Genomic DNA, 12826 nt, shown 5'->3' on the forward strand with positions numbered 1-12826 from the left:
TTCCTCCTATTTTATAACTATATCATCTTCATCTAAATACATTTTTAAATCTTCGTATAGCTTTTCATTGTCTATTTCAATGGCTGTGCTATCGTTTGATTCAATACTTGATTTTGTCTCTTCAAAGTAGACAACAACCGGATTGTCTCCCTTATATTTCTTTAATATATCTAAAATATTTTTCTTTTCATCTTCACCTAAATCTTTTTTTATTCTTAAATAAAGAGTTTCTTTTCTTTTTTCAAGTTTTTTCACTCTATCTGCAATGATGTTTATCTCATCATTGGCACTTATTTGTAGTCTTCCCTTAACTACAACGTTTTCCCCTTCTTTAATAAGATTTCTATAATTTTCATAAATTCTTGGGAATATAACTACTCTTATGCTATCATAAAGGTCTTCAAGCTCAATGAATGCCATCATTTGATTGTTTTTAGTAACTTTCTTTGTGACAGATGAAATCATTCCTGCATAAGAAATAAGCATATTGTCTCTAAGGTCTGTATCCGTCTCGTCAAGAACTTTTTCCTTCATCTCAATTGAGCTAAAATCACTGTTTGTTCTAAGCTCCTTAGTAAATTCTTCAAGCGGATGGCCTGAGAAATATATACCCGTCATCTCTTTTTCTCCATCGAGAAGCATAAATTTCGATAGCTCTGTTGCATAAGGTATTTTGTAACCGACATTTGAAGAGGTATCTTCACCAAGGCCGAATAAGCCCATCTGTCCCTGAGCATTGTTCTTAGCGTCCTTCTGTATACTCTTTAAAATGTAGTCGTATGAGCCAAGCATTTGACTTCTATTAAGTCCTAAAGAATCAAGTGCTCCAGCCATAATCAATGACTCAACTGACTTTTTATTCATGGCAGTTTTGTCTACAGCGTTTGTCTTTGTTAAAAAATCTTCAAATGATGTGAAGCCATCAATTTTGCCTCTTGCCTTAAGTATCGAGTCTATCACGTTCGTGCCAACATTTTTAATTGCTGAAAGGCCAAATCTTACGCTATCATCCTCTGTTGTGAATTTTCTAAATGATTTATTTATATCTGGTCTTAAAACTTCTATGCCAAGTCTTTTACACTCTTCAAGATATTTTATAACATCTGTTGTATTACCCATAACTGAGCTAAGTAGGCTCGCCATATATTCTTTTGGATAATAATATTTTAGATAAGCAGTTCTATAAGCAACGACTGAATAAGCAGCTGAGTGAGATTTGTTAAAAGCGTAATTAGCAAAATCAAGCATATAATCAAAAATTTGATTAGCTACATCTTCTTTAATTCCATTTCTCACAGCACCTTTGATTATAACTTCATCTCCATCGTCCTTGCCATAGATAAAGTTTTTTCTCTCTTGCTCCAAGACCTTCATCTTTTTCTTGCTCATGGCTCTTCTAACTATGTCAGCGCCGCCAAGTGAGTATCCAGCTAAGTTTCTAAATATCCTCATTACCTGCTCTTGATATACGATGCAGCCGTATGTTTCTTTCAAAATAGGCTCAAGATGCGGATCAAGATATGTTATCTTCGATGGATCGTGCCTTGACTCAACAAACTTCGGTATTGATTGCATAGGTCCTGGTCTGAATAATGAGTTGGCAGCGATTAAATCCTCAAACTTTTGTGCTTTAAGCTCTTTTAAGAACCTTCTCATGCCTACCGATTCAAATTGAAATACTCCAATAGTTTCTGCATTTGTAAATAAATTCATTACATTTTTGTCATCGTATTCCATGTGTTCAAAATCAACTTTAGTAGCATAATTTTTCTCTATCATATCAAGAGCGTCTTGAATCACGGTTAAGTTTCTTAGTCCAAGGAAGTCCATCTTCAAAAAGCCTAATTCTTCAAGCTCCGTCATTGTGAATTGAGTTGATATTGATTCTTTATTTTTAACCAATGGCAAATGATTTGTAATTGTTTCTTCTGTAATCAAAATACCAGCTGCGTGAGTACCGATGTTTCTTGGCAGTCCCTCTAATTGCCTTGATATATCGATTATCTTTTTCGCTTCCTCATCTTCATCATAAGCTTTTTTAAATTCTGGATTTCTCTCCAATGCTTTGTCGATGGTGATGTCTAAGTCTCTTGGAACCATCTTAGCAAGCGTATCCGCCTTGTTTAAAGGTACATCTAAAGCTCTAGCAACGTCACGAATAACAGCTCTTGCGGCAAGTGTACCAAAGGTAATTATCTGGCTAACTTTATCTTCACCATATTTATTAATAACATAATCAATTACTTCAGATCTTCTTTCGTATCCAAAGTCAACGTCTATATCGGGCATTGAAACCCTCTCTGGATTTAAAAATCTTTCAAAAAGTAAATCATACTTTAGTGGATCAACGTCAACAATGCCTAATGCGTATGAAATAACACTTCCTGCAGCTGAACCTCTTCCGGGTCCAACTGGTATACCATTTTCTTTAGCATACGTAATAAAGTCTCTAACAACTAGAAAATAGTCAACATAGCCCATGGAGTTAATTATGTTAAATTCCTCCTCCAACCTATCTTTTATATCGCTACTTACTTCACCATATCTCTTTACCAAGCCTTCTTCGCAAAGTCTGTGTAAATATTCAGCGTGAGTGATGTCCTCATCTATCTCAAAGTTTGGCAAATGTTTTTGATGAAATACAATTTCTATATTGCATCTATCTTTAATAATTTCTGTATTTTTTATTGCCTCAGGCACATAAGAGAATAATTTTGCCATCTCCTCAGGGCTCTTAACGTAAAACTCTTCGCTTGGAAAGCGCATTCTGTTCTCATCGTCAATTTTAGAAAGAGTTTGTATACATAAAAGCACGTCATGAACCTTAGCATCCTCTTTTTTTAAATAATGGCAATCGTTTGTTGCGACTAAGCCAATATTTAATTCCTTTGACAGTTCAATCAAATAATTATTCACATAAGCTTGCTCTTTTATGCCATGATCTTGAAGCTCTAAGAAAAAATTATTTTCTCCAAATATATCCTTATACCTAAGAGCTGCTTTTTTTGCTCCATCCATGTTTTGGTCAAGTATCATCTTCTGTACTTCTCCGCCTAAACATGCTGAAAGTGCTATAAGTCCTTCGCTGTGCTCATAAAGATATTTAAAATCAGTTCTAGGTTTATAATAGTAACCATTGATAGAGGCGTCTGAAACTATTTTTATAAGATTTTTATATCCTTTTTCATTTTCACAAAGAAGTATCAAGTGATAATAAGGTGTTTCCTTGTCTTTAACAAGTTTATCATCACAAACATAGACCTCACAACCAATGATTGGCTTGATGCCCTTTGCCTTTGCTTCTTTATAAAATTTGATTACGCCATACATATTGCCATGGTCAGTTATGGCACATGCATCCATACCAAGCTCTTTAACTCTGTCAATAAGCTCACTTATTTTGTTAGAGCCGTCAAGCAAGGAGTATTCAGTATGTAAGTGTAAATGCGTAAAACTCATAAAATCACCTCTAGTATTTATTATACCATATATTTTATAAATTTAATATTTTTATTCTTGTAATTTTTCTTTCTTTTATGTATAATATTTATTAATTGGGTATATAACAATATAGGAGGGATAATATGAATAATAATTATGAAGATAATAATTTCAACGAACAAGAAGTTTTAAGTGAAGAAGAAATAAAACAAAGACAAGAAAGAAAAAGAGCTAAAGGTCAATACTATGATTACAACAGAAACGACTATAACTATGACTATAAGAATAATGCTGGATATGACAGTGGTACTAACAAGGGCATGACATCCTTAGTTCTTGGTGTTATATCATTGTTTTGTATTTTCTTAGGTCAAGCATCTTTTATAGGAACTATACTTGCCATAGTCGGCTTGATTATGGGTGTTGACGCAAGAAACAAAGGTGACAGAACATATGCAAAGACAGGCATAATACTTAATACTATAGGTATTGCAGCTACTTTATTAGTTACAGTTGCCTGCATAGCTTGTATATCATGCATTGGCTGTTCACTTATGAATTATATGTGGTAGACTATGAAACCATTTTACACAATATTTGGAATAAGACTTGCTAGTTACGGCTCGCTTATAGCTCTTGGCATCGTTGTGGCAAGCCTTGTTTATTGGTATAGAAAAAAAGAATATCCAGCAGATAAAGAAACTATTTTTTATTCAATTGTCTATGGTATGATAGGAGGCTTCATAGGAGCTAAGCTTCTCTACTTAATTACAGATTTTAACTTTGTTATAGAAAGTTTTAAGAATTCAAAAGATATATTTACAACGCTAAGTAATATACTAGCTGGCGGCTATGTTTTTTACGGCGGTATCATAGGCGCTCTCATAGCTTTATATATTTACGCTAAAAAATACAAGCTTAATTATCTAGATATAACAGACTCGATGGCTCCAGAAGTGCCACTTGCTCATGCATTTGGCAGAATCGGCTGCTTTATGGCTGGTTGCTGCTACGGAATGCCATGGGATAGAAAATTTTGCGTGATATTTCCAAAGGAAAGCGTTGGGCTAAGCGGCGTAAAGCTCTTCCCTGTTCAATTATTAAGCTCTTTAGGCAACGTGATAATATTTATAATATTATTTATTTACTCAAAAAAAGACAGATCAAAGGGTAAAGTTACAGGTCTTTATATGATGCTATATGGTATAGGAAGATTTTTAGTTGAATTTTTAAGATACGATGACGTAAGAGGACACTTCTTATTCTTCTCAACATCACAATGGATATCGATAATACTCGTTCCATTAGGCTTTATACTATATAAAAAAGGTGAAAACTTATGCAAAAAAATGCAAAAATAAAAGAGATAATGCTCTTTCAAAACATTGACTACAAAGGCCTTGAGGAGCATCTTAATAATTTAAGAAAAGAAGGATACAAGATTAAAGATATTAAAAAAGCATCGATTAGCTTAGAAAAAGCTGTCGATGCTAATAATTTTGAATATTTTTGTGAAAGCTATCCATTTACAAAGTCTAGAAAGAATAAATTTGGCGCCTTCTCCACTCATCTTTATGATATGGAGAGTGCTGGATTTAAATTCGTCTGTGGCTTTAAAGATATAAACATATTTGAAAATCACAATGCTAGCAAAAAAGCAATAAATGACGCTGATGAGAGTAGCTGGAAGAACATCTCAAACATAAGATTCTTCTCAATATCTGTTTTTATATCATTATTCATGATATTTTTAGCGAGCAGCATATTTTTATTCTGGCCAAACATTGACAAGTTTATAAATCTAAAACAGTTCATGTTTATGGTCTTCATACCGCTAATATTCTTAACTTTGTCAATTATGTACTTAAGAAGAATCATCTATTTTTACTCAAAAGCCTTACGTAAAAAATTTAACAGCGATAAAGCTTTTAAATTCGGTAGAGTTTTGATGGTTATCCTAATCACGCTTATAATACTTATGGGGCTTTCTTATGTAGGACTTGATATCTACAATTATTCAGTAGGAAACATTACTTTAATCAAGTTATTCTCGTCATACTTTTTCCTAATCGGCTCAGCCCTAACATTTTTATTGTATAAATTACTTATTGAGAAAGTTTTTGATAAATTTTTCCCAAGATTCTTATTCATTGCAATATCTTTGTTTATGGTAACAAATTTACAGACAAAACTTTTAGATATGCCCATAAACAACGCTATGGATCAAGAAATATTTGAAGTTGATAGCAATATTAGCAAACACTCTTATTACAATAACAATAAATTCATTAGCAAAAACTTTTTTATAGACAAGTATACAAAAAACTATAGCTACACTACCGATAAGAATAATATCGGTGAGGTCTTAACTATGACTAGCGAACACTACCACGGCAAAAAAACTCAGATACTTGACTATATCTACAAAGTTATTAAAGATAGAAACATTTTTAATAATCAAGGCGAGATCGAATATTTAAATTTTGATGAATTCGATGATGAATATGTAGAATCATATATCGCGAGCGTGCATCACATATCTACTCTTGTATTTAGATTTAAAGATGATATCTACCTTGTTGATGGTAATTTCAGAAAGACTAACGAAAAGGTTATTGATGAAGCAGTTCAGTCTATTTTAAAAGATAGAGAAAATAAATAAATTAAAGGCAGAGCTTAGTACTCTGCCTTATCTTATGTAAAATGCCTCACAGGAATGTTATGAGGCATTTATATTTTTTAAAAATTTTAATTAAACTTCAAATTTAACTTTTCTAACTCTAAAAGCTTCTACTATAGCTGTAAGAATGAAGTACACTAAGAATATTTCGATAGTGTTCTTTAGTATTCTTGCTGTCATTAGTGCTACTAGTGCTTTTCCCATATATATGTGTAAAAGCGCTGAATTACAGATAATGTTAATAAATATTGCTCTGAATAAACTTGTTGATATAATTACTTTATTTTGTAGTTTTCTGTCATTAAGCATAGCTGAGAAACCTTCGCCTTTTGATAATTTCCAAAGAATAAATCCTGGGAACCATCCTAAAAGTCCTTCTAATATTGTAAAGAAGACGTTAAAACCAAATTGGCTTGGTGATAGCATAAATTTAATAACGTCCGAAACTATACCCATCATGAAACCATAATAAGGTCCTAAAACCATACCACCAAACATTAGTGGGTATCCTCCAAACGAGAAAACTAATCCAGTAGCAATTTTAATCTTCAAAAATTTAGACATTAAAATTGTTAATGTAACGAACAATGCACTTAGAACTAATTTCTTAGTCGTAAATCTTCCTTTTTGCATAAAAAAATCCTCCTAAAATAAAATTCCAGAGGCTGTTCTAAATAATATAATATTTATACAGCGGAAGCGAAGAAACACCGCGGCTCAATGCCATTCGTTTAAAAGCTACATCCCATCTTTTAACACTAGCGCATTTCCTCTACTCTGTAATTCATATTATATCATTATTATTTATAATTTACAAGTCTTTTATAAATATTTTTTATAATTAAAGAAATATTTCCTTTAATCCATCTTCATCTTGGTATAAACCTATGCGTTCAAGGTCAATATCAAGTTCATCCATATTTATATTTGTATAATTATTTAGTATATCAAAGATGAGCGCGGGCTTTAATGAGCCATTCTCACTCATTTTGATGTATGCGTATATAGCATCATCTTTAAGCTCTAAGCGCTTAAGATACTCTTTTGCATTTTCTTTAACAAAAATTCTTCTTTTACCCTTTTTTCTCTTTCTTTCAATTTCAACTATGTCCATGGAGTTGATTTTATCAAGTTCTTTAGCTATATCGATGTCTTTATTTTTATCAAAAAATGTATTTAATAATTTAAAGGCATATACAACTGATTTCACTTTATTTGATATGGACTCATCGTCATCATACATTGCTTCAATAATCTTGATTCCAGCTGGTAGTCTCTCATTCATCTTTATCAAAAAATCTTTTAAATCAATCCTTGAATTAAGATAAATCTCCATGTACTCGCTGTTAGACTCAATTCCAAGTGGCAATGGATATGCTATAGACATCCTTGGATGCGGATTGAAGCCTTCTGAGAATTTTACGTCAACCTTATTTTGAAAAAGTGTTCTTTGAAATAAATCTACAAGGTCTAAGTGTGAGATGAATTTTAAGTATCCGAGTTTTGTAAATTTACACAAAATTTTCATGCTTACCCCTCATTTCACAATTCTTTATACCACAAGCGTTACAAGAAATTCTACAGTCTTTTGTAGTTTCTGCCTTAATTGATTTTTCATACTCTCTTTTCAAAAATTCTTTGCTGACGCCAACATCAATTATATCCCAAGGCAAAACTTCATCAAAAGATCTTTCACGTCTTGCATAAAAGTCTGGATCAAGATTATATTTTTTAAATGCACTTAAATAATTTTCATAAATGAATTCGTTGTCTAGTTTTTCTGCTTTTTTCTCTTCTTTATATGCATAAATAAGTGCATCTGATAATTTTCTATCGCCCCTTGCTAAAACTGCTTCGATGTAGCTAAGCTCTGGATCGTGATAATTATACTCGACCTTTTTATCTTTGATAATTGAGCGAAGTATGCCAATCTTTTCATAAAATTCATCTATGCTGTCTTGCTTAAACCATTGGAATGGTGTAAATGGCTTCGGTACAAAGCATGATGTGCTCACAACAAGCCTAAAATCTCCCTTAATATCTTCCTTATCTCTTTTGAAGAATAGGTCTCTAACTAAATAAGCAAGTTCTTTTATGCCTCTAATATCTTCTTCTGTCTCAGTTGGAAGGCCTATCATGAAATATAATTTAATCTTGGACCAGCCTTCACCAAAAACATAAGTCATTACATCAACTAAATTTTCTTCAGTAACATTTTTATTTATAACGTCTCTAAGCCTTTGACTGCCTGCCTCAGGAGCGAATGTTAAAGAAGACTTTCTTACGTCTGAAAGGTCTTTTAAAACATCTATGCTCGGCGAATCCAGTCTTAATGATGGCAGCGAAACACTTACATTATTTTTCACAAAATACTCTTTCATCTTACCCGCTACTTCTCTAAGATTAGTGTAATCACAAGTACTTAGCGAAAACAAACTAACATCGTCGTAGCCAGTATTATCTATCATAGTTTTTGCAATATTTTTAATATTTTCTTCAGATTTTTCTCTGATAGGTCTATAAAGCATGCCTGCTTGGCAGAATCTGCATCCCTTTGTGCATCCTCTAAATATCTCAACTACAGCTCTTTTATGAACCACGTCGATGTATGGAACTATCATTCGATCGATTTGGAACATCTTGTCAACGCTTGAGATATAATTTCTTTTTACTCTGTCTTTACAATTTGGATTTAATTTTTCATAATTTTTTATAGTTCCGTCCTCATTGTAATGGGGTTTATAGAATTTTGGCACATAAAAGCCATCTTCTTTAGCAAGCGTTTCAAGAAATTCATCTTTGCTTTGATTTTTTTCTTTTTTAATCTTTAAAAGCTCCAAGAATCTTAGCATCATCTCTTCGCCCTCACCTATTTGAAATACGTCAATAATTTCAGCAATTGGTTCAGGGTTAACTGCACAAGGTCCTCCAGCTACTATGATTGGATCACTTTCTTTTCTATCTATGCTCTTTAATTCTAAATTAGCTAAATCTAGCATTCTTAATATATTAGCAAAGCTCATCTCATATTGCAAAGTAAAGCCTACTGCGTCAAAATTTTTAAGTTCTTCTTTATTTTCTAGTGAGAAAAACTCAAGATTTTCTTCTCTCATCATTTTTTCCATATCATAGCTAGGCAAAAAAGCTCTCTCACATAGATAATCCTCATTTTGATTTATCAAGAAATAAAGTATATGAAGTCCTAAATAGCTCATTGCAAGCTCATAATTATCTGGAAAACAAAAAGCAAACTTCACCTTAGTTTTATCAAAATCTTTAACTATTGAGTTTTTCTCCATACCTATATATCTTGCGGGTTTTTCCACAAGCTTAAGTATTTTTTCTAATTTCTTTCTATTAATCAATATATTCTCCTTACTTTAAGACCTTTGTTACAAGTGGTAGGTCATTTGAAATATTTTCTTTATTCATGCCAAGGTACTCTGCTATGGCTTCTCTTACCATAGGTCCAGCATTTATACCCATGCCGCCTTGGAAAACTAAGGCGCTTACAGCTATCTCTGGTTTTTCATAAGGCGCAAAAGCCACAAACCATGAGAATGAATCGTATGGCTTGTTTGTGTATGGATTTACACCATCCTTTTCAGCTGTACCAGTCTTACATCCCACATTGATAGGGAAATTTTGGAAAAGTGGTTTTGCCGAACCAAACTTACTTACCTTGTACATACCATTTTTAACAACATCTAATTCGCTTTTACTCTTTAGTCCAATATCCTCAAATTTTCTTTCAAAATTATATACATCTTCAAGTCCATCATAAGACTTAATTGAGTCAATTAAAGTTAATTTATTGCGTTCACCGCCATTGGCAATGGTAGCAACATAATTTGACATCTGTATTGGTGTATATGATGAATCACCTTGACCGATAGTTACATAAAGTGTATCAGCAAGATTCCACTTAGCTTGATTTAAATAAGTGTACTTAATTATATCAGCTAAGCCCTCACGCTTGCCATGGAGCTTCTTTTCTGTATCAAAGCCAAGCTTATCAAGCTCTTCAATAACTTGATTTCTTGTCATATTTGGTCCCTCTTCAAGCCAAGATAATATTTCATTTATCGCCTTGTCTCTAAAGACTTCATCATATCTAACGCCATTTTTCACATAATTTGCGAGATTGTCATTCAAATAGTTTCTTAAATAAAATCTCATGTTTTGTAATTTCTTTTCAGGATTTGGAACGCCGCCAGAAAATTCGTTTGGAACGTTAATCTCAATACCTGTTTTGTCATTAAGGCCAAATCTTTTCGCCATATCAACAATATCATCAATTGATAGCTTTATTTCAAGTTTCTTTCCTAATCTTTGGTTCTCTCCCATTGCTAAAGAATAGAAAAAGTAGTTACAAGAAACTTTTAAAGCATCACTTAAATTGACATCGCCATGCGTCCTGTGATAATCAGTCCATAAAAGGCATCTAAATTTCTTTGTGCCAAGCTCTGCGTATCCCATGTCCCTAATTTTTGTCTGAGGGCTAAGACCTTTCTCAAGTGCCGCAAGTCCAGTACATATCTTAAATATAGAACCCGGTTGCACCGCAGTTTGTGTCGCTACATTTAGTAGCGGTCTTGCTGCTAATGGGTTTTTAACTTCTATAGGGCCCAAGCTGTCCCAGTCACTTTTGCTAATACCTGTTGCGAATAAATTTAGATTATATCCAGGATAGCTTGCCATAGTCAATACTTCACCTGTGTTTGGATTATTTAAAACGATGGATCCAGAGCTTGTATTATCATAAGTTCTCTTTCTTTTTCTGTCCCACCCCATCTTGAAATCGCCATACTTACTAGCGAAGGTGCCGCTTCTTGGTATAGTTTTTATTGTTCTTTCAAGAAGTTTTTCGCACTTCTTTTGTAATTCAGCGTCAATGCTTAGATAGATGGTATTGCCTCTTTCAGGTTTTGTCTCTGAAATAACTCTAGTTTTGTTACCAATTCTATCGACTTCGACAACCATCTCGCCGTCTTTACCTTTGAGTACATCTTCATAAGATTCTTCAATACCAGTTTTACCGATGATTGAGTCAGGTAAATATTTCTTTTGATTTATATATTTTTCAATTTCGGCATCGGTTGATATCTTTCCTAAAGAGCCTATAACGTGGCACATAACTGAGCCCATCGGGTAATACCTAATTGGCTCGATAGAAATATTTATACCTGTATTTAAATATAATTTTTCTTCGATTTTAGCAACTGTTTGTGGTTTAATGCCATAAGCAAATTTTATCGGTTGATAAGCTAGTTGACCTTGCTTTAAAAATAGCTCATATATGCTAAGAAGAGTCTTTGCTTCATAGCGAGCATAATCCTCGTCAATGCTGTATTTTTCCATAGCTTTACGAAGTGTTTCTTCTGGAGTTTTGTCTTCGAATTTGTCTTTAAACTTGAAAATTCTCTCCAAGAATGTCCTGTACTGAATTAAATCCACATACTCAAAATCACCTGCTATAGAAATCCTTGTTTGTACTTCATCTTCGAGTAAGCATTTTTGAGCATATGGCCTAATTTTATTATTACTAATAAACTGATTCATAATTTCCTTATTGTCAGCTTCTTTAATAAGTTCGTCAATAGCTGGTGTATCTGAATCAAATTTTTCGTCTTTATATCTATATAAAACATCTAAGCTATCCGGATTAATTATAGCCTCAACCTTTGTTTCAATATTCTTAGATCTGATTAGGTCGATCAAAATCTTTCCTGGAGCAATAATTTCATCATCTTCGTTCTTATATGCTTTTCCCAGCATATTCTTTAGTGATGTGTTTTTGAAAATATTGATAAAATCGTCTTTAGCACTTGTGTCATAAGTAATAAAATTTGGATACTGCTTCATAAGTGCTCTTTTTTGCTCAAGATATGACTCATAAAATGTGTTTACACAGTCCTTAAGCGCAATTTTTTCAAGACCATTATCTTTAAATTTTTCATAAACAAGCTTTCTAATCATAGGATGAGATAGAATTCTGCTAAGAATTGTGTCATCACTAACTATGATCTCAGTAACTAGCCCTCTTGGGCTTAGTCCTTCATTAAATTCGTTCTTTTGCTTAAAATCAAGAAATTTATCATTTGCTACGAATTCATATTTATCTCCAGTATTTTTATATTCAACTGGAAAGTCAACAAATTTTGATTTTATCGCATATAAAGCTCTATTAGCAAGTCTTACATCATAACTCTTCTCATCATTATTAAAAGTCATGTACATGTCTAAGCAGCTATCTAAAACATCTTTATTTTTTATAAAATCTATCACAGTTTTTATAGGTGACTTATCTTTGCTGATGTAGTCAGCATCATCCTTATACGCAAAATAATTAAAATCTACAGGAAAGTCGTTTTGATATATTACTCCATCCTCCTCAAGACTTGTTGCTAGCTCAAGAAGAGCTTTATTTCTATCTTCAGCCTCTAAGTTTAGCATATCATCCTTAAAAATTTGCACAGTAAAAGAAGGAAGATTGCCAGCTATTAACCTTCCGTACCTGTCTCTAATCTCGCCTCTCGGAGCTGTAACAGTTATCGTTCTAATTTTAGAATTGTCAGAAATATACCTGTAGTGATCGCCTTCAACTAAAGTTAAATGAGCAAGCTTTAATACTAAAATGCTCAAAATAACTATAATCACAAAATTTATAAATGTATATCTCTTATTCTTCTCAAGATTATTCAT

Annotated in this window: 8 protein-coding genes and 1 riboswitch; of the genes, 3 read left to right on the forward strand and 5 right to left on the reverse strand. The window is 32.8% G+C overall.

Translation table 11 applies throughout. From position 1 onward, the window contains the following. Positions 1-6 precede the first annotated feature (6 nt). Positions 7-3459: a DNA polymerase III subunit alpha gene (locus AC2UOP_RS02200; RefSeq protein WP_484832471.1), complete on the reverse strand. Its 3453-nt coding sequence runs from the start codon at positions 3457-3459 to the stop codon at positions 7-9. Between the two features lie 125 nt (positions 3460-3584). On the opposite strand from AC2UOP_RS02200, the gene AC2UOP_RS02205 reads away from it, so the two are divergent. The 3 genes from AC2UOP_RS02205 to AC2UOP_RS02215 are packed head-to-tail and all read left to right on the forward strand — an operon-like array spanning position 3585 to position 6103. Further along, on the forward strand, positions 3585-4013 hold the full coding sequence (locus AC2UOP_RS02205; RefSeq protein WP_019213671.1) for a DUF4190 domain-containing protein: 429 nt from the start codon (positions 3585-3587) through the stop codon (positions 4011-4013). Positions 4014-4016: 3 nt separating this feature from the next. Beyond that, positions 4017-4802: a prolipoprotein diacylglyceryl transferase gene (gene lgt, locus AC2UOP_RS02210; RefSeq protein ID WP_484832472.1), complete on the forward strand. Its 786-nt coding sequence runs from the start codon at positions 4017-4019 to the stop codon at positions 4800-4802. Then, positions 4781-6103, forward strand: coding sequence for a hypothetical protein (locus AC2UOP_RS02215; RefSeq protein ID WP_484832473.1), 1323 nt, complete (start codon positions 4781-4783; stop codon positions 6101-6103). Before lgt ends, AC2UOP_RS02215 begins: the two co-directional genes overlap by 22 nt. Positions 6104-6193: 90 nt before the next feature. Here the strand turns inward: AC2UOP_RS02215 and AC2UOP_RS02220 are convergent, their stop codons facing one another. The 4 genes from AC2UOP_RS02220 to AC2UOP_RS02235 form a co-directional block, all read right to left on the reverse strand. Next, positions 6194-6754, reverse strand: coding sequence for a folate family ECF transporter S component (locus tag AC2UOP_RS02220; RefSeq protein WP_019213675.1), 561 nt, complete (start codon positions 6752-6754; stop codon positions 6194-6196). 56 nt (positions 6755-6810) lie between these two features. After that, positions 6811-6903: riboswitch (THF riboswitch) on the reverse strand. Between the two features lie 59 nt (positions 6904-6962). Then, a complete protein-coding gene (locus AC2UOP_RS02225; RefSeq protein WP_484832474.1) occupies positions 6963-7649 on the reverse strand; it encodes a TIGR03936 family radical SAM-associated protein in 687 nt (228 codons plus the stop codon). Next, a complete protein-coding gene (locus AC2UOP_RS02230; protein ID WP_484832475.1) occupies positions 7633-9486 on the reverse strand; it encodes a TIGR03960 family B12-binding radical SAM protein in 1854 nt (617 codons plus the stop codon). Before AC2UOP_RS02230 ends, AC2UOP_RS02225 begins: the two co-directional genes overlap by 17 nt. Before the next feature lie 10 nt (positions 9487-9496). Beyond that, the gene (locus AC2UOP_RS02235) at positions 9497-12826 is read right to left on the reverse strand and encodes a penicillin-binding transpeptidase domain-containing protein (protein ID WP_484832476.1); all 3330 of its coding nucleotides are present in this window, start codon (positions 12824-12826) and stop codon (positions 9497-9499) included.

Source organism: Fenollaria sp., from assembly GCF_057222035.1.

Bases quoted from the DNA above. Each gene is read 5' to 3' on its own strand.
- AC2UOP_RS02200 (WP_484832471.1), bottom strand. From the start codon at position 3,459: ATGAGTTTTACGCATTTACACTTACATACTGAATACTCCTTGCTTGAC.
- AC2UOP_RS02205 (WP_019213671.1), top strand. From the start codon at position 3,585: ATGAATAATAATTATGAAGATAATAATTTCAACGAACAAGAAGTTTTA.
- lgt (WP_484832472.1), top strand. From the start codon at position 4,017: ATGAAACCATTTTACACAATATTTGGAATAAGACTTGCTAGTTACGGC.
- AC2UOP_RS02215 (WP_484832473.1), top strand. From the start codon at position 4,781: ATGCAAAAAAATGCAAAAATAAAAGAGATAATGCTCTTTCAAAACATT.
- AC2UOP_RS02220 (WP_019213675.1), bottom strand. From the start codon at position 6,754: ATGCAAAAAGGAAGATTTACGACTAAGAAATTAGTTCTAAGTGCATTG.
- AC2UOP_RS02225 (WP_484832474.1), bottom strand. From the start codon at position 7,649: ATGAAAATTTTGTGTAAATTTACAAAACTCGGATACTTAAAATTCATC.
- AC2UOP_RS02235 (WP_484832476.1), bottom strand. From the start codon at position 12,826: ATGAATAATCTTGAGAAGAATAAGAGATATACATTTATAAATTTTGTG.